We start from the raw sequence: 22,772 nt of genomic DNA, 5'->3' as shown, positions 1-22,772 counted from the left end.
ACGGGTCTTTGCTACGCGGGGTGCGCTTCGAGGATCACGAAGGCCTGCGCCCATGGATGATCGTCGGTGAGGGTGAGGTGAACGGTGACTACGTGGCCGGGCGGAGTGAGTTCCTCCAGCCGCGCCTTCGCGCCGCCGGTCAGAGCCAGGGTGGGCGCGCCCGTCGGGGCGTTCACGACGCCGATGTCCTTCATGAACACGCCCGCCTTGAACCCGGTGCCGACCGCCTTGCTGAACGCCTCCTTCGCCGCGAAACGCTTCGCGTAGGTGCCCGCCCGCGTGTGCGGCCGCCGGGCGACCTTGGCGTTCTCGACGTCGGTGAAGACGCGGTTCGTGAAGCGCGTGCCGAAACGCTCGAGCGAGGCGGCGATGCGCTCGATGTTGCACAGGTCGGAGCCGAGACCGATGATCATGCGACCGGTTCGCCCATCAGCGCGCCTCGTCCATCAGGTCGCGCATCCGCAGCACCGCCGCCTCCAGCCCAACGAACACCGCCTCGCCTATCAGATAGTGCCCGATATTGAGTTCGGCGAGCTGTGGAATGGCGGCGACGGGCTGCACGTTCTCGTAGGTGAGGCCGTGGCCGGCATGCGGCTCGATCCCGTTCTTCGCGGCGAGCGCGGCCATGTCGGCAAGGCGCCTCAGTTCGACGCCGATCTGTTCGCCCGCCGCATGCGCGTATTCGCCCGTATGGAGTTCGACCACCGGCGCGCCGAGCCGGATGGCGGCGTCGATCTGCCGCTCCTCGGGGGCGATGAACAGGCTGACCCTGATGCCCGCATCGCCGAGCCGCGTGACGATGGGGGCAAGCTGGTTGTGCAGCCCCGCGGCATCCAGCCCGCCCTCGGTGGTGCGCTCCTCGCGCTTTTCGGGAACGATGCAGACGGCGTGCGGCTTGTGCGCGAGGGCGATGGCCAGCATCTCCTCCGTCGCGGCCATCTCAAGGTTGAGCGGCAGGTCGGTAGCAGACTGGATGCGTTCGAGGTCGTCGTCGCGGATGTGCCGCCGGTCCTCGCGCAGATGCGCGGTGATGCCGTCCCCGCCGCAGGCCGCGACGATCTCGGCCGCGCGCACGGGATCGGGGTGATCGCCACCGCGCGCGTTGCGAATGGTGGCGACGTGGTCGATATTGACGCCGAGGCGAAGCTTGGAAATCATCGCGCACGCCCCTAGGGCAAGCCTTGCGGCAATTCCAGACGCAAGCCGCGGCGTTCTTGCGGGAACTGGCGAAACGACCGTTCGCCGGGACGCCCAGCCGCCCGTTGCAGGCAATGTCAGACCGCGCGGCTTCCCGGTTTGGTCACGGGAATCATCTCCAGCTCGGAGGGAACTTCGCCTTCGGCATAGGTGGGAAAGTCGAGGCTCACGAGCGGATAGAACGGCACGCCGAGATCGGCGCTGCCGCCGCTGCGGTCGACCAAGGCCACCTCGGCCAGCACCTCGCCACCCTCGCGGGCCACGGCGGCGATGGCCTCGCGGCTGGACAGGCCCGTCGTCACCACGTCCTCCACCATCAGCACTTTCGCGCCCGGTGCGAGCGAAAACCCCCGGCGAAGATGGAACTCGCCCTCGGGCCGTTCGAGAAACATCGCGTCCAGCCCCAGGGCGCGGCCCATCTCGTGCCCGATCACGAGCCCACCCATCGCCGGGCTGACGACCGCGTCGAGCGCCCCGCGAATATCGTCCGGGATCCGGGCCGCGAGCGCCGTCGCAAGCCGCGATGCGCGTGCCGGGTTCATCAGCACCCGCGCGCATTGCAGGTAATGTGCGCTGTGCCGGCCCGAGGAGAGGCGGAAATGCCCCTCCAGCAACGCTCCGCTGGCGCGGAATTCGTCCAGTACCTCGTCGCTTGTCATCAACGCCTCGTGATCCGTTCGATTCGCCGGTTGCCGCGCGCCCGGCCCGATAGCAGAGCGCCACCCGCGGCGGAAAAAAGTCCCTAGGGGCGCTTGAGAGATGGGGCAAGTCGGCGTATAGGCGCGCCCAACGCCCTTGGATAAGGGGGTCGCTTTGGGCCCTTCGTGCCCCGGACAGACACGGAAAGCATCGCTCACCATGAAACTCGGCGCTAACGCCCGCACCCCACTCTCGTTCCTGACGTTGCTGCTCGCGGCGCTGTGCCTGCTGGCCGTGCCGCAGGCCGGTTTCGCGCAGGCGACCGCGGTACAGGACGAATCGGCGGCGAACGTGGCCGACGAAAGCCTGCCGCAGGAAGCCCAGGTCGAAGGGTCGGTATCGGCCGATGCGACGGTCAAGGAGAAGTCCCCCTCCTTCGACTATTACGGTCCCGACATGGTGAAGGGGCAGCCTGAATCGGGCGCCTTCGGCTTCCAGTCGCAACATACCGACGATGGCCTGTTCGCGCTGCGCATGCACAACGCCCTGCTTCTGCCGATCATCGTGGGTATCAGCGTGCTGGTGCTGTTCCTGCTGATGTGGGTGATGTTCCGCTACAACCGCCGCGCCAACACCGTCCCCTCGCGCACCGCCCACAACACGCTGATCGAGGTGCTGTGGACGGTGATCCCGGTGCTGATCCTGGTGGTCATCGCGGTTCCCTCGATCACGCTGCTGGCGCGCCAGTACAAGAGCCCGCCGGACGACGCGATCACCATCAAGGCGAACGGCTACCAGTGGTACTGGGGCTTCGAATATGTCGACAATGGCGGGTTCGAGGTCATCTCGAACATGAAGGACGAAAGCCAGGCGCTGGCCGATGGCGAGCCGCCGCAGCTGGCCGCCGACAACCGCATGGTCGTGCCGGTCGGCGTGCCCCTTCGCATCCAGACCTTCGGGGCCGACGTCATCCACTCGTTCGGCGTGCCCTCGCTGTGGTTCAAGCTCGACGCCGTGCCCGGCCGCATCAACGAACGCCTGCTGACGATCAACGAGCCGGGCATCTATTACGGCCAGTGCATGGAACTGTGCGGCGCGCGTCACGCCTACATGCCGATCGTCATCGAGGCGCGTCCGCTCGACGAATACAACGCCTGGGTCCGCACGCAGCCGGGCGGCATGACCGTGGCCGAGGCGCGCGCCGCCGAGGCTGCCGCCAACGCGCCCGCCACGGCGGAACCGGCGGGCGAGGAGATCGACGCCGAGAGCTCCGGCATACAGGAGCCGGAAAGCAGCGTGCTCGACGCGCCGGGGGCGGGTGAACCGCCGACGCAGGATACCTCGCCGACGACTTGAATACCGCGCGATGCGCGACGACCTTACCGAACATTGACTGATTGAGTGAGTGAAAGCAGACCGATGGCCACGACCGCAGACCAGTTCCAGGCCCACGCCGAAGAGCATCATCACGATGCGGACCACAAGCCGTCCTTCTTCGCGCGCTGGTTCATGTCCACCAACCACAAGGACATCGGCACGCTGTACCTGATCTTCGCGATCATCGCGGGTATCGTGGGCGGGGCGATATCCGGCGCGATGCGCGCCGAACTGCACTATCCCGGCATCCAGCATCTCGGCATGCTGGTGAACTTCCTCGGCGGCGACGGATCTTCCTTCGATCAGCAGGGCCACATGTGGAACGTGCTGATCACCGCGCACGGCCTCATCATGGTGTTCTTCATGGTCATGCCGGCCATGATCGGCGGTTTCGGCAACTGGTTCGTGCCGCTGATGATCGGCGCGCCGGACATGGCGTTTCCGCGGATGAACAACGTGTCGTTCTGGCTGACGGTCGTGGGTTTCTGCTCGCTGCTGTTCTCCATGTTCGTGCCCGGCGGAACGGGCATGGGCGCGGGCACCGGCTGGACGGTCTACGCGCCGCTATCGACAACCGGCTCGGTCGGGCCGGCGGTCGACTTCGCCATCTTCGCGCTGCACCTGGCCGGTGCCGGCTCGATCCTGGGGGCCACCAACTTCATCACCACCATCTTCAACATGCGCGCGCCGGGCATGACGCTGCACAAGATGCCGCTGTTCGTGTGGTCGGTGCTCGTCACCGCGTTCCTGCTGCTGCTGGCGCTGCCGGTGCTGGCCGCGGCCATCACGATGCTGCTGACGGATCGCAATTTCGGCACGACCTTCTTCGACCCGGCGGGCGGCGGCGATCCGGTGCTCTACCAGCACCTGTTCTGGTTCTTCGGGCACCCGGAAGTGTACATCATGATCCTGCCGGGCTTCGGCATGATCAGCCAGATCGTGGCGACCTTCAGCCGCAAGCCGGTGTTCGGCTATCTCGGCATGGCCTATGCCATGGTCGCGATCGGCGTGGTCGGCTTCATCGTGTGGGCGCACCACATGTATACGGTCGGCCTCGACGTGAACACGAAGATGTACTTCACCGCCGCGACGATGGTGATCGCGGTGCCCACCGGCATCAAGATCTTCAGCTGGATCGCGACGATGTGGGGCGGCAGCATCGAGTTCAAGTCGCCGATGGTCTGGGCGCTGGGCTTCATCTTCCTGTTCACCGTGGGTGGCGTCACCGGCGTGGTGCTGGCCAATGGCGGCATCGACGACAATCTGCACGACACCTACTACGTGGTCGCGCACTTCCACTACGTGCTGTCGATGGGCGCGGTGTTCTCGATCTTCGCGGGGTTCTACTACTGGTTCCCGAAGATGAGCGGGCGCTGGCACTCCGAATTCCTCAGCCACGTGCATTTCTGGATGTTCTTCATCGGCGTGAACGTGATCTTCTTCCCGATGCACTTCCTGGGCCTGCAGGGCATGGCGCGCCGTTATCCGGACTACACGCCCGCCTACCAGTACTGGAACGAGATCGCGAGCTGGGGCTACGTCATCATGGCCGCCTCGATGGTCGTGTTCTTCGTCAACATCGCCTACGCGCTGGTGGCCGGCAAGCGGGCGCCTGGCAATTACTGGGGCGAGGGCGCGACGACGCTGGAATGGAGCCTGTCCAGCCCGCCGCCGTTCCACCAGTTCGAGACGCTACCGGTCATCGAGGAGCATCACTCGCATCACAACGCCATCCGCGAGGCGCCAAGGACCGCCTGACGCCGTGCCGCATTCCTCCTCTCGCCGTGGCGGCGGGGGGAGGGCGGCACGCTCGGTTGCGCGGGCCGGACGAGCCCCTTCCGCCGGTGCGGAACGCCAGAGACCAATGACGACACTTGCCCCCACCTCCCTTGCCCTGCCCGCAGACTGGCGCGATTTCCTCTCGCTGACCAAGCCGCGGGTGATGAGCCTGGTGGTCTTCACCGGCCTCGCCGGCCTGCTGGCCGCGCCCGGTGCGATCCATCCTGTGCTCGGCTTCACCGCGATCCTGTGCATCGCCATGGGCGCGGGCGGGGCGGCGGCGCTCAACCAGTGGTGGGAAGCCGATCTCGACGCGCGGATGAAGCGCACGGCCAAACGGCCGCTCCCCTCGGGCCGGATGCGGCGCGAGGATGCGCGCGATTTCGGCCTGTTCCTGTCGGGCGCTTCGGTCATGGTGATGGGGCTGGCGATCCACTGGCTTGCGGCCATCGTGCTGGCCGTGTCGATCGCCTATTACGCGGTGGTCTATACCATCTGGCTCAAGCCGCGCACGCCGCAGAACATCGTCATCGGCGGCGGCGCGGGGGCGTTTCCGCCGCTGATCGGGTGGATCGCCGTGACGGGCGACATCACGCTGATGCCGGTGCTGCTGTTCGCCATCATCTTCATCTGGACGCCCCCGCATTTCTGGGCGCTAGCGCTGTTCGTGAAGACCGATTACGCCGCTGCCGACATCCCGATGATGCCGGTCGTTGCGGGGGAGCGGTCCACCCGCCGGCAGGTGCTGGGCTATTCGCTGCTGCTGTTCGCCACCGCCCTGCTGCCCTGGGCGATCGGCGGCACCGGCGCTATCTACGGCCTTTCCGCGATAGCGCTGTCGGCGATCTTCGTCGCCCTCGCCGTGCCCGTGGGCCTGCGCGAGCGGACCGGGGACGGCGACGGCAGCCAGCCGGAAAAGCGCCTGTTCAAATGGTCGATCCTCTACCTCTTCGTCCTGTTCGGGATGCTCGTGGTCGATCGCATGGTGCTGTCGTGACGCCCGAAGAGGAAGCCGAGTTCAAGCGCCGGCGGGCGACGCGCAACAAGGTCATCGCGCTCGCCCTGTTCGGCCTGGTGATCCTGTTCTACCTCATCACCATCGTCAGGATGGGCGACTGATGGCGAACGCGAGCACACTCGACACGCGCAACCGGCGGACCATGATCTTCGCCTTCCTGGCGGCGCTCGGCATGCTTGGCCTCGGCTATGCCGCGGTGCCGCTGTACCAGCTGTTCTGCCAGGTCACGGGTTTCGGCGGCACGACCCAGCGCGCCAGCGAGGCGGAGGCGGAAACCGCCGCCGCCCTGGCCGCGAGCGCGGGGGGCAGGACCTATTCGATCCGCTTCGATGCGAATGTCGGGCGCGACATGCCGTGGACCTTCCGGCCGGTGCAGGTGACCGATACGATCACCATCGGCCAGCGCGACCTGGCGACCTTCACGGCGAAGAACAATTCCTCGCAACCCGTCACCGGCAACGCCACCTTCAACGTGGAGCCGGAACAGGCGGGCAGGTATTTCAACAAGATCCAGTGTTTCTGCTTCACCGAGCAAACGTTGCAGCCGGGGCAGGAGGTACGCATGCCCGTCCTCTATTACGTCGATCCCGCGGCGCTGGACGATCCCAACATGGACGGCGTGGAGCAGATCACGCTCAGCTACACCTTCCACCGCGCAATCGAGGACGATACCGAGGCGGACACCCCCGCCAGCTAGGCTCTGGACCCCGCGCCTGCGGGGCTCTAAGGGCTGGACCAACCAAGGATTCAGGATACCGACATGGCCGGCGCCAAGAACCACGACTACCACATTCTCGCCCCCGACATCTGGCCCGTGGTCGGCGCCCTGTCCGCGCTGACCTTCACCAGCGGGATGGTGATGTTCATGCATTCCGATTTCTTCGGCGATGCCTGGCATGTCGTCCTCGGCCTGGGCGTCGCCGGCCTGATCGCCACCTTTTTCGGCTGGTTCTCGAAGATCGTTAACGAGGCACAGCGCGGCGATCATACCCCCGTGGTGCAGCTGCACATGCGCTACGGCATGATCCTGTTCATCGCGTCCGAGGTGATGTTCTTCGTCGGCTGGTTCTGGAGCTGGTTCGATTTCTCGCTGTTCCCCAGCGTCATCTCCGACGTGATCGGCGGCATCTGGCCGCCCGAATCGATCGAGGCGGTGATGGATCCGCTCGATCTGCCGCTCCTCAACACGATGATCCTGCTGTGTTCGGGCACCACCGTCACCTGGGCGCATCACTCGCTGGTCCACGGCGATCGCGACGGTCTGAAGAAGGGCCTTTGGCTGACCATCGGGCTGGGCATTCTGTTCAGCGCAATCCAGGCCTACGAATACGCCCACGCCCCGTTCGATTTCGGCGGCAACACCTATTCCAGCGCCTTCTACATGGCGACGGGGTTTCACGGCTTTCACGTGCTGGTGGGCACGATCTTCCTGATCGTCTGCCTGCGCCGCGCCTATGCCGGCCACTTCACCCCGCGCCAGCACTTCGGGTTCGAGGCTGCCGCGTGGTACTGGCACTTCGTCGACGTCGTGTGGCTGTTCCTGTTCATCGTCGTCTATGTCTGGGGCGGCTGGGGCGCCGAAGTCCACTAGGCCGGTGCCCGGCGATCCGGAAACCAGAGAGGGGCAGCCCGCCACGCGCGAAGCTGCCCTTTTCGGTCTGTGCCCGCGCTGCGGCGCGAAGACGCTGTTCGACGGCCTCCTCGCCTTCGCCCCGCGCTGCCGCGCATGCGGCCTCGACTTCGACAGATTCAACGTGGGCGACGGGCCGGCGGCTTTCCTTACGCTGGGCATCGGCACCGTCATCGTCGCCCTGGCGTTATGGTTGCAACTGGCGGTCGAGCCGCCGTGGTGGGTCCACGTCCTCATCTGGCTGCCGCTGACCGTGGCCAGCGTGATCGGCGGCCTGCGCGTAACGAAGGCGTGGCTGCTGGCGAGCGAATACAGGCGCGGCGCGTGATGGCGAAGCAGCGCCGCCGCATCCCCGTCCTGCCGACGATCCTGGTCGTCGCCGCGGCCATCGTCATGGTCGGGCTGGGTGTCTGGCAGTTGCAGCGGCGGGAGGAGAAGGAAGCGCTGATCGCCGCGTCCCGGGCCGCGCTCGCCAGCCCGCGTCCCGTTTCGTGGCAGGCCCTCCTGACCGATCCCGAAGCGGTGCGATATCGCCGGACCGAACTGCCCTGTACCCGGGTGACGGACGAACAGGCCATTGCCGGGCGCAACCGGTCGGGAGAACCGGGCTGGGCACACCGCGTGCGCTGCGCTGTTCCCGGCGGCGATCTCAGCGTGCCGGTCGACATCGGCTGGTCGCGGCGCCCCGATCCGGTCGGCTTCGCGGGCGGCCTCGTCTCCGGCACCGTTGCGCCGGGCGGCCGTGTCGTGGCCGATACCGCGCCCACCGGCCTCGAGCCGCTCGCCCGGCCCGATCCGGCGGACCTGCCCAACAACCACCTGGCTTATGCCGGTCAGTGGTTCTTTTTCGCGCTGACCGCGCTGGTCATCTACGGGCTGACCCTGCGCCGCCGGTGGCGCGAGGGGGACTGACGCGGCCCGGCCCCGCGATGGCTGCCCCGGTAGCCCGGTCGCCGTTCGGCGCGAATGCCGGCGCGGGCAGGCTGAGGTCGCCCATCCGCGCTTGTGCGCAGCGCGAGCGCCCGCTACCCCGCAGCGCGTCATGCATTATGTCTCCACTCGCGGAAGGGCGCGACATCTCGGCTTCGAAGGGGTGACGCTTGCCGGTCTCGCCAGCGACGGCGGGCTGTACGTGCCCGGTCACTGGCCGCGCTTCGGCGAGGACGAGATCGCCGGGATGGCCGGTCTGCCCTACGCCGAACTGGCGGCGCGGGTGATGCGTCCCTTCGTCGAGGGCAGCCTGACCGCGGACGAATTGCGCGACCTGTGCGGCCGGGCCTATGGCCGCTTCAGCCACGACGCCGTGACCCCGCTCGTCCAGCTTGACCAGAGGCAATGGCTGCTCGAGCTGTTTCACGGACCCACGCTCGCCTTCAAGGACGTGGCGCTGCAACTGCTCGGCCAGCTGTTCGAGCATTTCGTGGCGAAGAGCGACGATCACCTTACCATCGTCGGCGCGACCAGCGGCGATACCGGCAGCGCGGCGATCGACGCGGTGGCGGGGCGCGAGCGGATCGACATCGTGATGCTCCACCCAAAAGGCAGGGTCAGCGACGTTCAGCGCCGGCAGATGACCACGGTGCGCGCGCCCAACGTCCACAACGTCGCCATCGACGGCAGCTTCGACGACGCGCAGGCGATCGTGAAGCGCATGTTCGTCGATCGCGGCATGAATTCGCGGTTCCACATCAGCGCGGTCAACTCGATCAACTGGGCGCGGCTGATGGCGCAGATCGTCTATTACTTCGCCGCCGCGCTGCAACTGGGCGCGCCGAACCGCCGCGTGGCGTTCAGCGTGCCGACGGGCAATTTCGGCGATGTGTTCGCCGGCTACGTCGCTGCCCAGATGGGCCTTCCGATCGAGCGGCTGATCGTGGCGACGAACGTCAACGACATCCTCCACCGCGCGCTGTCGAGCGGTGACTATTCGGCCAGCGACGTGACCCCCACCGCCTCGCCCAGCATGGATATCCAGGTGAGTTCGAATTTCGAGCGGCTGCTGTTCGATGCCGGGGGCCGCGACGGGCTGGCGCTGGCGGACCAGATGCACGGCTTCGACGCGGTGCGCGCTATGCAGCTGACCGAGGAACAGCGCCGCGCCGCCGCCGCCCTGTTCCTCAGCGCGCGGGCCGACGCCGACGACATGGGCCGGGCGATGGCATGGGCGCATGAATGCTGCGGAGAGGTGATCGACCCGCATACCGCCATCGGCCTTCACGCCGCGCGGCAGGCGGACCTCGATGACGGGGTGCCCGTCGTGACGCTCGCCACCGCGCATCCGGCGAAGTTTCCCGACGCGGTGGAGCGCGCCACCGGCCTGCGTCCGCCGCTGCCTGCGCGCGTCGGCGACCTGTTCGAGCGCAGCGAGGCGTTCGCGGAACTGCCCGGCACCTACGAGGCGGTGCGCGATTTCGTCGCCGAACGGGCGACCCCGTCCTCGTGATCGATCCGGCCGCGAGCAGGACCGATGGCTGAACTGACGCGCGATCCCGTCGTCATGGAGGGCAGGCCCTGGGCCGATTACGGGCTGGTCGATAGCGGTCACGGGCGCAAGCTCGAACGCTACGGCGCCTACCGCTTCGTTCGTCCCGAACCGCAGGCGCTGTGGTCCCCGCGCCTGCCCGAAAGCGAATGGCGCGCGCATGGCGAATTCGTTCCCGGCAGCGACGAGGACGGCGGCGGGCGCTGGCAGTTTTCCCGCGCCGTTCCCGAAGCGGGCTGGCCGCTCGCCTGGCACGACGTGCGTTTCACCGCGCAATGCACACCCTTCCGCCATCTCGGGTTCTTCCCCGACATGGCGCCGGTATGGGACTGGATGCGCGCCCGCCTGGGCGGGGCTGGCGAAGCGGGCGGGGCGCGCCGCCCGGCGCTCAACCTGTTCGGCTATACCGGCGTTGGCAGCCTCGCGCTGAGCGCCTGCGGGCCGGTCGCCCATGTCGACGCGAGCAAGAAGTCGGTCGCCCAGGCGCGCGATAACGCCGCGCTGTCGGGCATGGACGACAGGCCCGTTCGCTGGCTGGTGGACGATGCCGCCAAGTTCGCCGCGCGAGAGGTGCGGCGGGGCAATCTCTACGACGGCATCATCCTCGATCCGCCCAAGTTCGGTCGCGGTCCGAAGAACGAGACCTGGCGGCTGGAGGAAGGCCTGCCACCGCTCATCGCCGACTGCCGGCGATTGCTCGATGCCGACAGCCGCTTCCTGTTCCTCACCGTCTACGCCGTGCGGATGAGTTCGCTCGCCATCGGCGGCCTGCTGGCGGAAGCCTTTGCCGACATGCCCGGCGTGGTCGAGCACGGCGAGCTGGCCGTGCGTGAGGAAGGGGAGGGCGGACGCCTGCTGCCGACCGCCATCTTCGCCCGCTGGTCCCCCGCCTGATCGCGCTCAGCCGGCCCGTTGCAGGGCGTGGAGGAATTCCTGCACGCGCGCGGCGTTGTAGCCCAGGTCGCTCACGCCGACGCGGCTGACGGAGCGCATGTCCACCCGGCTCGATCCGTCGGCGATGGGCGTCACTTCCACGATCACGTCGTCCATGAAGCGGATGTATCCGGCATAGGCGGTCGCCTCCATGTGCCCCGTCGGCACGTCGTAATAGGCGATGGTCCAGCCGCGATCCTCCGCCAGCGCGCGCGCCTGCGCGAGCACCTGTTCGGGCGGACGGTCGATGACGACGGGCTCGATCATCGGATAGTTCTGGCGGTGGGCGGCGCGCCATTCCTCCATGCTGTCGAACGGGGTGAGGTTGTCGGGACGCAGGGCCAGCGCGACGAATTGCGGCGGATCGTCCACGTCGGTGGTGATGTCGTGCATCGCGGGGGCGCTGGTGCCCGGCTGGATCACGGCGAAATACATGACGATCAGCAGGCCGAGCGAAAGCACCAGCCCCGCCGCCGCCTGCCATACCGGGCGCACCTTGCGCCAGTAACCGATGACAAGCGCGATGGCCGCGACCACCGCCGTCACCAGCGCCGGGAACAGCAGCTTCATGAAGGTGATGAAGCCCCCCAGCTTGTCGACGATGCCGTAACGCGCCAGCGTCAGCGCGACGATGGCCACCACGATGAACAGCAGCGCCCCGCCCAGAGCGAAGGCGCCCATCCACTTGACCACCGGCGAACGCGGCTTCCCGTGCGTTTCTCCGGCGTCGCGGTCGTGTTCGGTCGTTTCTGCCATGCTGCATCGCTCCATCGCTGGTTCGCCGCTGCCCTAGCGTATTGCGCGTCGTCCACAAACGATTGCCTTTGCGCGTTCCCGCTGCAATCAGGATCGTCGCATGGCCGACAGCCTCTATCTCGAACTCGCCGATTTCGTCCACGACGTGCATACCGGCATCTATTCGGAAGAGACGGGCAAGCCGCAACCGCTGCGCTTCACCGTGCGCGCCCGCATGAAGCCGCTGCATCGCTTCGACCCCGAGACGCCGCTGTCCGAATCGAAGAACTACATGGACCTGAAATTCGCGTGTTCCGATGCGCTGGGCGACAGGCACTACAAGCTGATCGAATCGGTGGCGGACCACGTCTGTGAAACGCTGTTCGTGCAGGATGCCCGGATCGAGCAGGTCGAGGTGAAGATCGTGAAGCTGGCCCTGTCCGAGGCGGGAGAGGGCATCGGCATCACCCTGACGCGGGACCGGCCCTGATGGGCGCGGCGCCGGGCGGACAGGACGTATGGGAAGCGCGCGGCCTGCCCGCCGCGCCGCTCGATGCGCTCGCCGCCTTCACCGCCGAACACCTGCCCGCACTGCGCCGACACGGCGGCATCGTGCTGTTCGATCCGGCCGACCATACGCACGACGCCTGGCGCGAGGCGGTGATCGGGGAGCTGGCGCGAGAGGCCGCGCCAGCCCGCGTCAACGCCATCGTGGGAACCGATGAGGAGGGCATTCGGCGGACCGTCGCCTTTCTCGATTCCGCCCCCGGCGTAACCGGACAGGTGCTGGTGGTGGATGGCAATTGATGCGCGCCGCCCCTAGGTTGCATCCTGCATGACCTGTTCCTCTCCCCTCGTCGATGCGTTCGATCGCCGCATATCCTACCTGCGACTGTCGGTGACGGATCGCTGCGACCTGCGCTGCACCTACTGCATGCCCGAACGCATGACCTTCCTGCCCAGGAAGGAGGTGCTGAGCCTGGAGGAACTGCATCGCCTGTCGCTCGCCTTCATCGCGTGCGGCGTCACCAAGATCAGGCTGACGGGCGGGGAGCCGCTGGTCAGGCGCGACATGATGGACTTGGTGCGTGCGCTGGGCCGACAGCTGGGCAGCGGGCTGGAGGAACTCACCCTCACCACCAACGGCACGCGGCTCGCCGCCTTTGCAGGCGATCTGGCGGCCGCGGGCGTGCGGCGCGTGAACGTGTCGCTCGATACGCTCGACGGCGAGCTGTTCTGCCGGCTTTCGCGGCGCGACCGGCTGGACGACGTGCTGCACGGCATCGCCGAGGCGCAGGCGGCGGGGCTGAAGGTGAAGATCAACACCGTGGCGCTGAAGGGGCTGAACGAGGGCGAGATACCGCGCATCATGGAATGGGCGCACGGGCGCGGCCACGACATGACGCTGATCGAGGTGATGCCGCTGGGCGAGGTCGACGGGGAACGGGTCGATCACTACCTGCCCCTGCCCGCCGTGCGCGACAGGCTGGCCGAACGTTTCACGCTGACCGATCTGCCCGACGATACCGGCGGGCCGGCGCGCTATGTCCGGGTTGCGGAGACGGGCGGCAGGCTGGGCCTGATAACCCCGCTTACCAACAATTTCTGCGCCGGCTGCAATCGCATCCGCGTGACCGCGACGGGTCAGCTTTTCGCCTGCCTCGGCGGGGCGGAGCAGGTCGATCTCAGGTCTGCGCTACGCTCCGACGCGCCCGATGCCCGGCTCGCCGACGCGCTCGATACCGCGATGCGGATCAAGCCCGAGCGCCATCACTTCCGCATCGCGGAAGGCGAGGCTCCGGCGCAGCCCCGGCACATGTCGATGACCGGCGGCTGACATGGTCACGGTCTTGTTCATCGGCCGGCTCGCGGACACTGCCGGCGGGTCGGAGCGCGCGGTGGGCGCGCCGCTTCTCTGGGCGGATCTCGACCGCGCCTTCGGGGCGGAACTGGCCGCCGCTCTGCGCGACGAACGGGTGAAGGTGGCGCTGGACGGGGCGGTGCTTGCCGACCGCACCGCGCTCGACGCGGGCGAGGGGGCGGAGGTCGCCTTCCTGCCCCCCGTGTCGGGCGGCTGACATGAAGCGCGATGTCGCCCTGCTCGACACGGGCTTTTCCCCCGGCAAGGCTCTGGGCCTGTTCGCGAAGGCGCATCCGGAGGCCGGGGCCATCGCCAGCTTCGTGGGCAAGGTGCGCCCCGACGGGGACGTGAAGGTGCTCGAACTCAGCCATTACGCGCCGCTGACCCTGCCGGGAATGGACGCGCTGGCCGGGGAGGTGGAGGCGCGCTGGACGCTCGACGGGCTGCTGATGCATCACCGCATCGGCTTCATGCGACCGGGCGCACCCATCGTGCTCGTCGCCGCGGCCGCCCGCCACCGCCGCGACGCCTTCGAGGCGATCGATTTCGCGATGGACCACCTCAAGTCGCGCAGCTGGTTCTGGAAGCGGGAGAAGCGCGCCGATGGCTGGCACTGGATCGAGCCGCGCGCCGCCGATCGCGAAGACGCCGCGCGCTGGGACGTTTGAGCCAGATCAAAGCCGGATGCGGCGAATCGCGGCATACCTTCCCCATCAGGAAGGAGAATTCTCATGGCCGAAAAACTGACCCGCCGGCAGATTGCCGAAGCCGCCACGATCAGCGCGCAGGCACCTCGCCAGCTCCGCAACGCGCCGGTCGATCGCACGTTCGAACTGCCCGGCATTCTCTACGCGGCGACCGTCGGCCTATTTCTCGGCTATGTCGCCATCATGGGGTGGGGCTTCGCCCATCCGGAAATGATCCTGCCGGTAGCGATCTTCGCGATCTTCATCGTCGCCGGGTTTGGCGTACCGGCGATCTGGACACGGTTGGCGCCCGACTCCCCGGCAAGGGCGAAGAGCTGGAGCCGTTTCGTCGCCGAGGGGATCGACACGGCGACCGGCCCGCTGGATGCGAAGGCCGCCAGCGTGCAGGTCGTCATCCTGCCGGTCCTGATCTTCGGATGGGGGGTGGCTGTCGTCTCCATCGCCGCACTCGCCCGGTAACGGTTGCCGGGCGGAGCGGCTGACCGTCCCGTCAGATCGTCTCGCCCAGCCGCGCGGGGTCGATCAGCTCGATCCCGCGCGAACCCGTGCGGCGAAGCGCCCCGTCCCGCTCCAGCCGGGTCAGGGCGCGGCTTACGGTTTCGATGGTGAGCCCCAGCATGTTCGCCATCTCGCCCCGCGTCAGCGGCAGGTCGAACGCGGCTGCCGGGTGACAGGGGGAATCGCTGGCGCCTTCTGCCAGGGCCAGCACCAGCGCCCCCACCTTCGCCACGGCGCTGCGGTTGCTGCCAAGCGCGAGCAGAGCGCGCGCCGCGTGCAGATCTTCCTGCGATCGGCGCAACAGGGCTTCCGCCAGGGCGGGGTGCGCCCTCAGCGCGGACTCCATGTCGCGCCTGGCGAACACGCACAGCCGGCTGTCGGTGAGCGCGACGACATCGTGACCGGCGAATGGCGCGAACAGCTCGCCCGTGAATCCCGCGGGGTGGATCAGCGCCAGGATGCGCTCGTTGCCGTCCGCGTCGTGATGCGTCACCTTGAGGGCGCCGTCCAGCAGCGTGGCGCAGGCCGCATCCGCGTCGCCGGCGGCGAACAGCACCTCGCCCCGCGACAGGCGGCGGGTGCGTCCGGCGCGGGCGAGGGCATCGCGCTCCGCCTCGGTCAGCACCGAACAAGCGGCGCGGTCGCGCACCGGACACGTGGCGCAGGCCAGCGTCACGCGGGCCGCCTCACCGGTCGAGCCGCGCCGCCAGCGCCTCGACCGTGGCGTTCTCCTGCGCGACGAGGGCGTCGATCTCCGCGTGGACAGGGGCGATGCGCGACAGGTCGGTGCCCGAAGTCGCCGCCTCGACGTAGAGGCGATCGAGATCGGCCATCGCCACCAGCGCCTGGCTGCGCCGCGTCTCGAGAGTGCCGAGCGCGACCTGCGCCACCGCCCAGCTCTCGCTTCCCGTAGCGCCGGCGGCATTGACGCGGGCGCGCGCGGTCGGCTCGATCTCCAGGAAGGCGCGGTGCGCCGCGCGCGCGTCGGCAGCGAGCGATTCGAGCCGGTCGAGCGTGGCGGACCGGGGCGGATCGGGCGTGATCGCGGGGGCGGGCGGGGCGTCGAACGCGCCCCCCTCGCGCTCGACGTCGCGGATCGCGAGCGAGGGGTAGGGCCGCTCCGGCCCGGCGCAGGCCGACAGCAGCGCGGCGACGACGAGCAGGGGTGGCAGGAAGCGCGCTTGCATCATACCCCCGTGTCCCTACATCCGGGACGGAGCGCTTTCCAGCGCGGTCTGACCCGGTCGGCGGCCATCTTGCCGTTGACAGCCCCGCGCGACTGGCCTAACGGCAGCGCTCTTTCCGGTGCCCTGTGGGCGCCTTTTTGTCATTGCCGCGGGCAGGCCATCGGGTCGGTTCGCCGGGAAGACACCAGTAGAAACGGATTTGAGCACCATGTTCGCAGTAGTGCGCACGGGCGGCAAGCAGTATCGCGTCGCCGAAGGAGACAAGATCGCGGTCGAGAAGCTGGCGGGCGACGCCGGCGACACGGTGGAGCTGGGCGATGTCCTGCTCGCCGGAGAGGGCGCGGATCTCGCCGACGTGGCGAAGGTGACGGTTTCGGCCGAGATCATCGCCCAGGCCAAGAGCGAGAAGGTCGTCGTCTTCAAGAAGCGTCGCCGGCACAACTATCGCCGCAAGAACGGCCATCGGCAGCAGATGACGCTGCTGCGCATCACCGCGGTCGGCGAAGGCAAGGCTCCGGCGAAGAAGGCTGCCGCCAGGCAGGCGGACGACGCCGACACGGCTGCCGAAATTAAGGACCTGGCGAAGAAGGCCGCGGCGCCCAAGGGGGAAGCCAAGAAGGCCGCGCCGAAGAAGGGCACCAAGGCTACCGAGGAAAAGGCGACCACCACCGCCAGGAAGGCCGCGCCCAAGAAGAAGGCCGCCACCAGTAAGGCCGACGGCGAATAAGCCGGCGGCATTGTGATTTTCCCCGGCCCGTCCGGGTAGCGAAGACGAAACGGAGTACGACGCAATGGCACATAAGAAAGCTGGCGGTTCATCGCGGAACGGTCGCGATTCGGCCGGTCGTCGCCTCGGCGTGAAGAAGTTCGGCAGCGAGCACGTGCTGGCGGGCAACATCATCGTGCGCCAGCGCGGCACCAAGTATTATCCGGGCGCCAATGTCGGCATGGGCAAGGACCACACGCTGTTCGCGCTGGTCGAGGGTCAGGTGCGATTCCACGACGGCAAGCTCGGCCGCAAATACGTCTCGGTCGACGGCATGGCGATCGCCGCCGAATAACCGGACGATCCGATAAAGGGGTCGTCCTGCGGGATGGCCCCTTCCGGTCCTCGATACCGGAAAGCTGGAAGGAGATGGGGCCGCCCCCGTCTCCTTTTTTGCACTCTCCTTCGCAAGATGCCCGTCACATGGCGGCGCTATACGCTTGAGCGAGGAGAGCATGCGATGTTTATGAGAACCCCGAGGCTGCTGCTACGGCCCGCCTGGTCCGAGGACGTGGGCGAGCTGACGGCGGCGATTGCGCACGAATCGGTCGCCCGCATGCTCGCGCGTCTGCCCTGGCCCTATGACGAGGCCGATGCCCACGCCTTCGTGGCGCAGCGGCGCAATCCTCATCTTCCCAGCCTTGTCGTCACCGTGCCCGGGGCGCGCGGTGCGATCGTCGGCGGGGTCGGTCTGCATGACGAGGCGGGCGAGGCGCATGTCGGCTACTGGGTCACGCCCCCCGCATGGGGCTGCGGCATCGCGACCGAAGCGCTGCGGGGTATGGCGGATCTGGCGAAGCTGTGCGGCCATGCCCGCCTCGTCGCCCGGCACGCTATCGACAACCCGGCATCGGGCCGCGTGCTGCGCAACGCCGGCTTTCGTCCGACGGGCCGGACGACGTGCTACAGCAGCCCGGGGCGGGGCGGGAATCCGGTGGCGGCGCCCGAATACGCGCTCGATCTGAGCGCTACCGGCAACCACGAAGCCGGGCAGGACCGAGGCGATCCGGCGAAACCGCGAGGGCGGATGGTGCCGGCGGCGGCGTGAGGCAGGCGCTTCAGCTCGCCGCCGGTTCCATCCGCGCATCGGCAAAACCGCTTCGCGCGAAGCCTTCGTCGTAGCCGGCGATCAGGGCGCGATCGTCGACGTCCCACGGATGGAATCCCGGGCGGAAGAAGGCGAGCCATGCAGGAAACACCCGGCGCAGCAGGCCGGGCCGCGCGACCAGATAGCGCAGCAGCGCCGCCTTGGCGCGCCAACCCGTCAAGCCGTCCTGTTCCAGCAGCGCCAGTGCATCCTGGGACCGGTTCTTGAGGAAGCGGACGCTCGTGCGCAGCATGATGAGCGAGCGAACGCTCCATCGCTTGAAAGCGCTCCAATCGCGCGTGGCGTGAAGCCAGGTGTCGTAGGCGACGCCCTTGTGCTCGATCTCCTCGGCCGCGTGCCATAGCCACAACGCGCGATCCTCCATCGCGTCGGTGGCAATGGAATCGGGGTTGGCGAGAAATTCATGCGCGAACATCGCCGTGAAATGTTCGAGCGCCATGGTGATCGCCAGCTGCACGATGGCCGGCTGGTCGTAGACCTGCTGCACCAGCCGCTCCACCCGCGCGTCGATCGTCGCGGTGTCGTAACCCGCTTCGGCCGCCATCCGGTTGAAGACGAGGTGTTCGCGCGAATGGTTGACCTCCTGCCTGATGAACAGGCGGATTTCCTCGCGCAGCCGCTCCGGCGTGCCCTCGCGATGCGCCTTCACCGCCTCGATGAACATCGCCTCCCCGCGCGGGAAACTGAGCGAGAGGGCGGTGAAGAAAGCGGTGCCGACGATGTCGGTGGTCGAGCGGGCCTTGCCGCGTTGCACGGCGAGATCGCGCGAACCGTTGCGCCCGAAGCGCCGATCGCGCACGGTTATGGGGGGAGTGGTGGTCGCAGTGGTCATGGCGGTATTCCGATGTTACTGTCAGACATGTAAATAGGGGTTGCTTACATTCATGTCAACAAGGAAGCGCCTGTCTCCGGAGGAAAGCCGCGCCGCCGCTCTGGAGGCCGCCCGCGCGTTGCTGATAGAGCAGGGTCCGCAAAGCGTCACGCTGAAGGCCGTGGCGGGGCGGATCGGGCGCACCCACGCCAATCTGCTTCATCACTTCGGATCGGCCGCGGGTTTGCAGAAGGCGCTTGCCGCCCATCTGGCGCAGACCGTGTGCGACGCCATCGGCGATGCCGTGCGTGCCACGCGGGCCGGCATCGGCTCCCCGCGCGAGGTGGTCGACCTGACCTTCGATGCCTTCGGACGGGAGGGCGCGGGCGCGCTGGCGAGCTGGATGCTCGCATCGGGCAACGAGGACGCGCTCGACCCGGTCGTCGAGACGATCCACCAGCTGATCGACGACATCATCCCCGAGGAAGCCGATCACGATTCGCGTCCGCAGGCCGACCGCGCAATTCACGAGATCACCTTCACCCTCGTGCTGATGGCATTGGGCGACGCGCTCCTGGGCGACATGCTGGCCGATTCGCTCGCCGTCGCGCGCTCCAGCGCGCGCGAGCGGGCGGAGGCGATGCTGGTCGCGGCCTTCGTGGAAGCCCGGGAAGGCGCGTGAGGCACGAACCGGCTATCCGGGCAGGCGGACCAGCGGCGATATTCGCGATATTCGCGAGCGGGGTGGCCTGACCTGGGCATCGGAGACCGTGACTTGCGTGTGCACGATGTCGATGAACCGCGGGCCGACCTGATCGCGGCCGCGTCCTTGCCGGCGCGGGCAAGTTTCGAAAAACACCTTGCGGGGTCGGACGGTGTCGTCGGAACGCCGACTTGTCCCGGTAATCGGTCGCGACGGGGGCCGACTATTCCTCTGCCGGTTCGAGCGACATCCATCCGGGCGCCAGCTTCGCCGGAATATCCGCGACGCGCAGGTGATCGACGGCGTAGCCGCGCTCGGGGTAGGCGGCCTTGCGACGCTTCTCATCGCTGCGATCGTAAGGCACGACGAGCAGCCTGCGGTTGACCTTCTGCCGCCAGTTCATGCGGGCGGTGTTCTCCTGCCCGATATAGCAGCCCTTGGAGAAGCTGACGCCGTTGAGATCGACCGCGTTCGTTTCGAGCCACAATATGTCGGCCATTTCGTCCGCGCCTTCGGGCACGCCTGCGGCGAGGCGATGGTCGAGCCAGGCCCCGTCGCCCGCCGCCACGCTGTCGTCCAGCGGCGCGATCCTGCGCCAGCCGAGCGCGGGCAGGCGCGGGTCTGCGGCGAAGCCCTCCCGTTGTGTCGGCGACCAGTAGGCGGCCAGCGTCTCGTCGCGGGCGATGTCCAGCTTGCGGCGCAGGCGGTAGAGCGAAAGACGCCTGGCGAGTTCGTCGGCATGGGCCGCCTCGCATTCCAGCAGCATCGCCTCGCCCTCGCGCCAGACCAGCATGTCCGTCATCGTCTTGCCCTGCGGGGTCAGCAGGGCGGCATAGGCGGGCAGGTCTCCGGTCACGTCATTGGTCAGCAGTCCTTGCAAAAAGGCGGCGGCGTCCTCTCCCTCGGCGGCGGGGGCAACGCGGATGACGGCGCGGTTGGCGAGGCGGGTGGCTGGCATGGTAGAGAAGGTGGCGCGTGGCCCGGGCGAATCAAGTCCTGTCCTACGGGCATGGTCTGTGTCATGGGGCGCGCCATGTCCTCCTGTCGCGCATCCCTTCGATACGGCCGCAAGGCGCCTCCGCGCTCTCCGCACGGCGCGGGCGCGCTTTCGCTTCAGGACACTGTCACACCTGTCACACCTTGCCCCCCGCCGCCCGAACCGACGATGCCCGCATGACCGAAACGCTCACCATCCGCCGCCCCGACGACTGGCATGTCCACCTGCGCGACGGGGCCATGCTGCAAGCGGTCACGCGGCACACGGCGCGCCAGTTCGCCAGGGCCATCGTCATGCCCAACCTCTCGCCCCCCGTGACCAGCGTCGCGGCGGCCCGGGCCTATCGCGAGCGGATCGTGGCGGCGGTGCCCGAAGGCATGGCGTTCGAACCGCTGATGACCTGCTATCTCACCGACGATACGGAGCCGGCACAGGTGCGACGCGGCTTCGCCGACGGCGTGTTCACCGCCGCCAAGCTCTACCCCGCCGGTGCGACGACCAACTCCGCCAATGGCGTGACCGACATCGGCAACATCCGTGCCGTGCTGGAAACGATGGCCGAGATCGGCATGGTGCTGTGCGTCCACGGCGAGGTGACGGATGACGACGTCGACATCTTCGATCGTGAAGCGGTGTTCATCGAGCGTGTGCTTTCCCCGCTCATCGCCGACCTGCCGCAGCTCAAAGTGGTGTTCGAGCATCTGACGAGCGCCGATGGCGTCGCCTTCGTGGAAGGGGCCGGGGTTAACGTGGCGGCCACGATCACGCCGCAGCATCTGCACATCAACCGCAATGCCATGCTGGTCGGCGGGATACGCCCCCATGCCTACTGCCTTCCGGTCGCGAAGCGCGAGGCGCACCGTCTCGCCTTGCGCCGAGCGGCGACGAGCGGATCGACGAAGTTCTTCCTCGGTACCGACAGCGCGCCCCATCCGCGCGAAGCCAAGGAATCGGCCTGCGGCTGCGCCGGCATCTTCAACGCCCCGTTTGCGCTCGAAAGCTACCTGGCCGTGTTCGAGGCCGACGACGCGCTCGAGCGGTTCGAAGGGTTCGCCTCCGAACACGGCCCGCGCTTCTACGGCCTGCCGCTGAACGAAGGGCGGGTGACGTTCCGGCGCGAGCCGGTATCGGTGCCCGAGACGCTCGATGCGGGCGGCACGGCGCTCGTGCCGTTCCACGCGGGCGAGACGCTCGGCTGGCGGCTGGACGGCTAGACCTGCGTGCCCTGCAACGCCTCCATCGCCTGGGGGCGGCGGCGGGCGTTGCGCCAGAGATCCCAGGTAAACAGCGCGATCGCCGCCCAGATCAGCACGAAGCAGACGAGCTGCGCCAGCTTCAGCTCCTCCCCGAACACCGTCAGACCGATGATGAAGATCAGCGTCGGCGAGATGAACTGGAGGAAGCCCACCACAGTGTAGGGCAGCGCGCGCGCGGCGGTGGCGAACAGGATCAGCGGAATCGCGGTGTAGGGTCCGCCAAGCACGATGCCCACGCTCTCCCAGAAGTCGCGGCCCAGCGTGATGCCCGGCCCGGCGATCTCCAGCCAGGCGAAATAGACGAGGACGACCGGCGAGAGGATGATCGCCTCCACCGTCAATCCGACGATGGGGCCGGCATCGACGGTCTTCCTGAGAAGCCCGTAGACCCCGAAGGACGTCGCCAGCGTAATGGTGATCCAGAGGGTCGTGAGCGCCCCGGTCGCCAGCGCGCCGACACCGATCGCGGCCAGGGTGACGGCGACCTTCTGCCGCCCCGTCAGCCGCTCTTTCAGGAACACGCGCGCGAGCAGCATCATGTTCAACGGCAGGACGTAATAGCCGAGGCTGGCGGCGTAGACGTATTCTTGCTGGATCGACCAGACATAGACCAGCCAGTTGACCGCGATAAGCGTGGCCGTCGCGGTCAGCGTCCGCAGCGTGCGCCAGTTGCCGAAGACGCTGCGCAACTCTCCCGCCCGGCCCGTCAGCCAGACGACCGCCAGGCAGATCGGCATGGTCAGGAGAGTACGCCAGGCGACGTATTCGACGGGCGGCACCTTGTGGACCAGCAGCAGGTAGACGGGCATCGAGCCCCAGATCGCATGAGTGCCCAGGCCATAGAGCAGCGCCCTGCCGCGACCGATTTCGGATTGTCTCATCGGCAGCGCGCTAGGCGGGAAGAACCTTGCCAGCAAGCCTTACGTGATGTTGCGGTTCGTTCAGCTTCATGCCGCTATACATGAACCAACAGCTCACGAAAAGAGGAGCGACGACATACTCGAAATCGGTGCGGTCTTCCCTGTTGGATCGCCATCGGTGCGCGGCTTTCCGGGTCGTGTTCTTGAGAGCCGCGTGGAAGGCGCCCG

The 22,772-nt window shown here is 67.8% G+C and carries 30 protein-coding genes; 21 read left to right on the top strand and 9 right to left on the bottom strand.

The features are described from left to right. Nucleotides 1-11: 11 nt before the first annotated feature. From acpS to pyrE, 3 genes are all read right to left on the bottom strand, one after another. The gene (gene acpS, locus EG799_RS03830; protein ID WP_123878711.1) at nucleotides 12-413 is read right to left on the bottom strand and encodes a holo-ACP synthase; all 402 of its coding nucleotides are present in this window, start codon (nucleotides 411-413) and stop codon (nucleotides 12-14) included. 16 nt (nucleotides 414-429) lie between these two features. After that, on the bottom strand, nucleotides 430-1,158 hold the full coding sequence (locus tag EG799_RS03825) for a pyridoxine 5'-phosphate synthase (RefSeq protein WP_123878709.1): 729 nt from the start codon (nucleotides 1,156-1,158) through the stop codon (nucleotides 430-432). Nucleotides 1,159-1,274: 116 nt separating this feature from the next. Further along, a complete protein-coding gene (gene pyrE, locus EG799_RS03820) occupies nucleotides 1,275-1,856 on the bottom strand; it encodes an orotate phosphoribosyltransferase (RefSeq protein WP_123878707.1) in 582 nt (193 codons plus the stop codon). Nucleotides 1,857-2,055: 199 nt separating this feature from the next. Here pyrE and coxB point away from each other — a divergent pair, with 199 nt between their 5' ends. From coxB to EG799_RS03775, 10 genes are all read left to right on the top strand, one after another. Continuing rightward, entirely contained in the window at nucleotides 2,056-3,192 is a 1,137-nt protein-coding gene (gene coxB / locus EG799_RS03815; protein ID WP_123878705.1) for a cytochrome c oxidase subunit II, read from the top strand. Between the two features lie 63 nt (nucleotides 3,193-3,255). Further along, nucleotides 3,256-4,971 carry a cytochrome c oxidase subunit I gene (gene ctaD, locus EG799_RS03810; protein ID WP_123878703.1) on the top strand — a complete coding sequence of 572 codons (1,716 nt, stop codon included), beginning with the start codon at nucleotides 3,256-3,258 and terminating at the stop codon, nucleotides 4,969-4,971. A 106-nt stretch (nucleotides 4,972-5,077) separates the two neighbouring features. Beyond that, nucleotides 5,078-5,989 carry a heme o synthase gene (locus tag EG799_RS03805; protein ID WP_123878701.1) on the top strand — a complete coding sequence of 304 codons (912 nt, stop codon included), beginning with the start codon at nucleotides 5,078-5,080 and terminating at the stop codon, nucleotides 5,987-5,989. Then, a complete protein-coding gene (locus EG799_RS14260; protein WP_267900626.1) occupies nucleotides 5,986-6,111 on the top strand; it encodes a hypothetical protein in 126 nt (41 codons plus the stop codon). The genes EG799_RS03805 and EG799_RS14260 overlap by 4 nt, the downstream gene beginning before the upstream one ends. Then, the gene (locus EG799_RS03800) at nucleotides 6,111-6,707 is read left to right on the top strand and encodes a cytochrome c oxidase assembly protein (RefSeq protein ID WP_123878699.1); all 597 of its coding nucleotides are present in this window, start codon (nucleotides 6,111-6,113) and stop codon (nucleotides 6,705-6,707) included. Before EG799_RS14260 ends, EG799_RS03800 begins: the two co-directional genes overlap by 1 nt. A gap of 63 nt (nucleotides 6,708-6,770) precedes the next feature. Then, entirely contained in the window at nucleotides 6,771-7,601 is an 831-nt protein-coding gene (locus tag EG799_RS03795) for a cytochrome c oxidase subunit 3 (protein ID WP_123878697.1), read from the top strand. Nucleotides 7,602-7,605: 4 nt separating this feature from the next. Beyond that, a complete protein-coding gene (locus EG799_RS03790) occupies nucleotides 7,606-7,968 on the top strand; it encodes a DUF983 domain-containing protein (RefSeq protein ID WP_234028999.1) in 363 nt (120 codons plus the stop codon). Then, nucleotides 7,968-8,552: an SURF1 family protein gene (locus EG799_RS03785; RefSeq protein ID WP_123878694.1), complete on the top strand. Its 585-nt coding sequence runs from the start codon at nucleotides 7,968-7,970 to the stop codon at nucleotides 8,550-8,552. Before EG799_RS03790 ends, EG799_RS03785 begins: the two co-directional genes overlap by 1 nt. A gap of 130 nt (nucleotides 8,553-8,682) precedes the next feature. After that, nucleotides 8,683-10,083: a threonine synthase gene (gene thrC / locus EG799_RS03780; RefSeq protein ID WP_123878692.1), complete on the top strand. Its 1,401-nt coding sequence runs from the start codon at nucleotides 8,683-8,685 to the stop codon at nucleotides 10,081-10,083. Nucleotides 10,084-10,107: 24 nt separating this feature from the next. Beyond that, nucleotides 10,108-11,016 (top strand): class I SAM-dependent methyltransferase, encoded by a 909-nt coding sequence (locus EG799_RS03775; RefSeq protein WP_123878690.1) that lies wholly within the window; start codon nucleotides 10,108-10,110, stop codon nucleotides 11,014-11,016. A gap of 6 nt (nucleotides 11,017-11,022) precedes the next feature. Here EG799_RS03775 and EG799_RS03770 read toward each other — a convergent pair whose 3' ends face one another. Then, on the bottom strand, nucleotides 11,023-11,811 hold the full coding sequence (locus EG799_RS03770) for a DUF1499 domain-containing protein (protein ID WP_158611004.1): 789 nt from the start codon (nucleotides 11,809-11,811) through the stop codon (nucleotides 11,023-11,025). Nucleotides 11,812-11,911: 100 nt separating this feature from the next. Here EG799_RS03770 and EG799_RS03765 point away from each other — a divergent pair, with 100 nt between their 5' ends. The 6 genes from EG799_RS03765 to EG799_RS03740 all read left to right on the top strand — a co-directional run bounded on the left by EG799_RS03765 (nucleotide 11,912) and on the right by EG799_RS03740 (nucleotide 14,817). After that, the gene (locus tag EG799_RS03765; protein ID WP_123878686.1) at nucleotides 11,912-12,280 is read left to right on the top strand and encodes a dihydroneopterin aldolase; all 369 of its coding nucleotides are present in this window, start codon (nucleotides 11,912-11,914) and stop codon (nucleotides 12,278-12,280) included. Continuing rightward, on the top strand, nucleotides 12,280-12,597 hold the full coding sequence (locus EG799_RS03760) for a Rossmann fold domain-containing protein (RefSeq protein ID WP_123878684.1): 318 nt from the start codon (nucleotides 12,280-12,282) through the stop codon (nucleotides 12,595-12,597). Before EG799_RS03765 ends, EG799_RS03760 begins: the two co-directional genes overlap by 1 nt. Before the next feature lie 28 nt (nucleotides 12,598-12,625). Continuing rightward, complete coding sequence (moaA, locus tag EG799_RS03755) at nucleotides 12,626-13,627, top strand: GTP 3',8-cyclase MoaA (RefSeq protein WP_123878682.1); 1,002 nt, start codon at nucleotides 12,626-12,628, stop codon at nucleotides 13,625-13,627. A gap of 1 nt (nucleotide 13,628) precedes the next feature. Beyond that, nucleotides 13,629-13,868, top strand: a complete 240-nt coding sequence (locus EG799_RS03750) for a MoaD/ThiS family protein (protein WP_123878680.1) — start codon at nucleotides 13,629-13,631, stop codon at nucleotides 13,866-13,868. Nucleotide 13,869: 1 nt separating this feature from the next. Beyond that, nucleotides 13,870-14,319, top strand: coding sequence for a molybdenum cofactor biosynthesis protein MoaE (locus tag EG799_RS03745; protein WP_123878678.1), 450 nt, complete (start codon nucleotides 13,870-13,872; stop codon nucleotides 14,317-14,319). A 63-nt stretch (nucleotides 14,320-14,382) separates the two neighbouring features. Next, complete coding sequence (locus EG799_RS03740; RefSeq protein ID WP_123878676.1) at nucleotides 14,383-14,817, top strand: hypothetical protein; 435 nt, start codon at nucleotides 14,383-14,385, stop codon at nucleotides 14,815-14,817. A 31-nt stretch (nucleotides 14,818-14,848) separates the two neighbouring features. Here the strand turns inward: EG799_RS03740 and EG799_RS03735 are convergent, their stop codons facing one another. Next, nucleotides 14,849-15,532, bottom strand: a complete 684-nt coding sequence (locus EG799_RS03735; protein ID WP_123878674.1) for a Crp/Fnr family transcriptional regulator — start codon at nucleotides 15,530-15,532, stop codon at nucleotides 14,849-14,851. A gap of 10 nt (nucleotides 15,533-15,542) precedes the next feature. Continuing rightward, nucleotides 15,543-16,046 carry a hypothetical protein gene (locus tag EG799_RS03730; RefSeq protein WP_123878672.1) on the bottom strand — a complete coding sequence of 168 codons (504 nt, stop codon included), beginning with the start codon at nucleotides 16,044-16,046 and terminating at the stop codon, nucleotides 15,543-15,545. A gap of 205 nt (nucleotides 16,047-16,251) precedes the next feature. Between EG799_RS03730 and rplU the strand changes: the two genes are divergently transcribed. The 3 genes from rplU to EG799_RS03715 all read left to right on the top strand — a co-directional run bounded on the left by rplU (nucleotide 16,252) and on the right by EG799_RS03715 (nucleotide 17,857). Next, nucleotides 16,252-16,770, top strand: coding sequence for a 50S ribosomal protein L21 (gene rplU / locus EG799_RS03725; protein ID WP_123878670.1), 519 nt, complete (start codon nucleotides 16,252-16,254; stop codon nucleotides 16,768-16,770). Between the two features lie 64 nt (nucleotides 16,771-16,834). Then, nucleotides 16,835-17,104 carry a 50S ribosomal protein L27 gene (rpmA, locus tag EG799_RS03720; RefSeq protein WP_123878668.1) on the top strand — a complete coding sequence of 90 codons (270 nt, stop codon included), beginning with the start codon at nucleotides 16,835-16,837 and terminating at the stop codon, nucleotides 17,102-17,104. A gap of 165 nt (nucleotides 17,105-17,269) precedes the next feature. Next, a complete protein-coding gene (locus EG799_RS03715; protein WP_181950869.1) occupies nucleotides 17,270-17,857 on the top strand; it encodes a GNAT family N-acetyltransferase in 588 nt (195 codons plus the stop codon). 10 nt (nucleotides 17,858-17,867) lie between these two features. On the opposite strand, the gene EG799_RS03710 is transcribed toward EG799_RS03715, so the two are convergent. Continuing rightward, the gene (locus tag EG799_RS03710) at nucleotides 17,868-18,749 is read right to left on the bottom strand and encodes a metal-dependent hydrolase (protein WP_123878666.1); all 882 of its coding nucleotides are present in this window, start codon (nucleotides 18,747-18,749) and stop codon (nucleotides 17,868-17,870) included. 52 nt (nucleotides 18,750-18,801) lie between these two features. On the opposite strand from EG799_RS03710, the gene EG799_RS03705 reads away from it, so the two are divergent. Beyond that, the gene (locus EG799_RS03705) at nucleotides 18,802-19,410 is read left to right on the top strand and encodes a TetR family transcriptional regulator (protein ID WP_123878664.1); all 609 of its coding nucleotides are present in this window, start codon (nucleotides 18,802-18,804) and stop codon (nucleotides 19,408-19,410) included. A gap of 244 nt (nucleotides 19,411-19,654) precedes the next feature. On the opposite strand, the gene ygfZ is transcribed toward EG799_RS03705, so the two are convergent. Next, nucleotides 19,655-20,389, bottom strand: coding sequence for a CAF17-like 4Fe-4S cluster assembly/insertion protein YgfZ (gene ygfZ / locus EG799_RS03700; RefSeq protein ID WP_123878662.1), 735 nt, complete (start codon nucleotides 20,387-20,389; stop codon nucleotides 19,655-19,657). Between the two features lie 215 nt (nucleotides 20,390-20,604). Between ygfZ and pyrC the strand changes: the two genes are divergently transcribed. Continuing rightward, nucleotides 20,605-21,642 (top strand): dihydroorotase, encoded by a 1,038-nt coding sequence (pyrC, locus tag EG799_RS03695; RefSeq protein WP_123878660.1) that lies wholly within the window; start codon nucleotides 20,605-20,607, stop codon nucleotides 21,640-21,642. On the opposite strand, the gene rarD is transcribed toward pyrC, so the two are convergent. Continuing rightward, nucleotides 21,639-22,565, bottom strand: coding sequence for an EamA family transporter RarD (gene rarD / locus EG799_RS03690; protein ID WP_123878658.1), 927 nt, complete (start codon nucleotides 22,563-22,565; stop codon nucleotides 21,639-21,641). The genes pyrC and rarD overlap by 4 nt on opposite strands. Nucleotides 22,566-22,772: the final 207 nt, after the last annotated feature.

Source organism: Aurantiacibacter spongiae, assembly GCF_003815535.1.
In the GTDB taxonomy this organism is placed as follows: domain Bacteria; phylum Pseudomonadota; class Alphaproteobacteria; order Sphingomonadales; family Sphingomonadaceae; genus Alteraurantiacibacter; species Alteraurantiacibacter spongiae.
This window is presented reverse-complemented; position numbering and strand designations above follow the sequence as displayed.

Bases quoted from the DNA above. Each gene is read 5' to 3' on its own strand.
- pyrE (WP_123878707.1), bottom strand. From the start codon at position 1,856: ATGACAAGCGACGAGGTACTGGACGAATTCCGCGCCAGCGGAGCGTTG.
- coxB (WP_123878705.1), top strand. From the start codon at position 2,056: ATGAAACTCGGCGCTAACGCCCGCACCCCACTCTCGTTCCTGACGTTG.
- EG799_RS03825 (WP_123878709.1), bottom strand. From the start codon at position 1,158: ATGATTTCCAAGCTTCGCCTCGGCGTCAATATCGACCACGTCGCCACC.
- pyrC (WP_123878660.1), top strand. From the start codon at position 20,605: ATGACCGAAACGCTCACCATCCGCCGCCCCGACGACTGGCATGTCCAC.
- ygfZ (WP_123878662.1), bottom strand. From the start codon at position 20,389: ATGCCAGCCACCCGCCTCGCCAACCGCGCCGTCATCCGCGTTGCCCCC.
- EG799_RS03785 (WP_123878694.1), top strand. From the start codon at position 7,968: ATGGCGAAGCAGCGCCGCCGCATCCCCGTCCTGCCGACGATCCTGGTC.
- EG799_RS03750 (WP_123878680.1), top strand. From the start codon at position 13,629: ATGGTCACGGTCTTGTTCATCGGCCGGCTCGCGGACACTGCCGGCGGG.
- acpS (WP_123878711.1), bottom strand. From the start codon at position 413: ATGATCATCGGTCTCGGCTCCGACCTGTGCAACATCGAGCGCATCGCC.
- EG799_RS03770 (WP_158611004.1), bottom strand. From the start codon at position 11,811: ATGGCAGAAACGACCGAACACGACCGCGACGCCGGAGAAACGCACGGG.
- EG799_RS03710 (WP_123878666.1), bottom strand. From the start codon at position 18,749: ATGACCACTGCGACCACCACTCCCCCCATAACCGTGCGCGATCGGCGC.
- EG799_RS03760 (WP_123878684.1), top strand. From the start codon at position 12,280: ATGGGCGCGGCGCCGGGCGGACAGGACGTATGGGAAGCGCGCGGCCTG.
- EG799_RS03705 (WP_123878664.1), top strand. From the start codon at position 18,802: ATGTCAACAAGGAAGCGCCTGTCTCCGGAGGAAAGCCGCGCCGCCGCT.
- EG799_RS03800 (WP_123878699.1), top strand. From the start codon at position 6,111: ATGGCGAACGCGAGCACACTCGACACGCGCAACCGGCGGACCATGATC.
- EG799_RS03805 (WP_123878701.1), top strand. From the start codon at position 5,078: ATGACGACACTTGCCCCCACCTCCCTTGCCCTGCCCGCAGACTGGCGC.
- EG799_RS03740 (WP_123878676.1), top strand. From the start codon at position 14,383: ATGGCCGAAAAACTGACCCGCCGGCAGATTGCCGAAGCCGCCACGATC.
- EG799_RS03715 (WP_181950869.1), top strand. From the start codon at position 17,270: ATGTTTATGAGAACCCCGAGGCTGCTGCTACGGCCCGCCTGGTCCGAG.
- moaA (WP_123878682.1), top strand. From the start codon at position 12,626: ATGACCTGTTCCTCTCCCCTCGTCGATGCGTTCGATCGCCGCATATCC.
- EG799_RS03775 (WP_123878690.1), top strand. From the start codon at position 10,108: ATGGCTGAACTGACGCGCGATCCCGTCGTCATGGAGGGCAGGCCCTGG.
- EG799_RS03795 (WP_123878697.1), top strand. From the start codon at position 6,771: ATGGCCGGCGCCAAGAACCACGACTACCACATTCTCGCCCCCGACATC.
- ctaD (WP_123878703.1), top strand. From the start codon at position 3,256: ATGGCCACGACCGCAGACCAGTTCCAGGCCCACGCCGAAGAGCATCAT.
- thrC (WP_123878692.1), top strand. From the start codon at position 8,683: ATGCATTATGTCTCCACTCGCGGAAGGGCGCGACATCTCGGCTTCGAA.
- rarD (WP_123878658.1), bottom strand. From the start codon at position 22,565: ATGAGACAATCCGAAATCGGTCGCGGCAGGGCGCTGCTCTATGGCCTG.
- rplU (WP_123878670.1), top strand. From the start codon at position 16,252: ATGTTCGCAGTAGTGCGCACGGGCGGCAAGCAGTATCGCGTCGCCGAA.
- rpmA (WP_123878668.1), top strand. From the start codon at position 16,835: ATGGCACATAAGAAAGCTGGCGGTTCATCGCGGAACGGTCGCGATTCG.
- EG799_RS03765 (WP_123878686.1), top strand. From the start codon at position 11,912: ATGGCCGACAGCCTCTATCTCGAACTCGCCGATTTCGTCCACGACGTG.
- EG799_RS03745 (WP_123878678.1), top strand. From the start codon at position 13,870: ATGAAGCGCGATGTCGCCCTGCTCGACACGGGCTTTTCCCCCGGCAAG.
- EG799_RS03730 (WP_123878672.1), bottom strand. From the start codon at position 16,046: ATGATGCAAGCGCGCTTCCTGCCACCCCTGCTCGTCGTCGCCGCGCTG.